Consider the following 240-nt stretch of genomic DNA (forward strand, 5'->3'; position numbering starts at 1 on the left):
CTGATTCGATCGACACCACCACCGTCACGCTGACGGCGGGTAACACCGTGACCGAAGGCGGTCAGATTACCTATACCGCTACCTTGACCAACCCGGCGCAGACGCCGGTGACCGTCACCTTGAGCAACGGCTCGGTGATTACCATCAAGGCTGGGGAGTCGGTTGGCACTGTTGTGGTCGATACGCCGGCCAATGACGTTTACAACAATGGCTCCACTGTCAGCACCACTATTACCGGCG

1 protein-coding gene is annotated in these 240 nt (G+C 58.8%); it reads left to right on the top strand.

Annotated features, from left to right (window positions below; all coding sequences use genetic code 11):
* On the top strand, positions 1 to 240 hold a 240-nt coding region (locus ACTD9P_RS30340; protein WP_438870528.1), incomplete at both ends, for an immunoglobulin-like domain-containing protein.

This window comes from Pseudomonas onubensis (assembly GCF_965653655.1).
Classification (GTDB): domain Bacteria; phylum Pseudomonadota; class Gammaproteobacteria; order Pseudomonadales; family Pseudomonadaceae; genus Aquipseudomonas.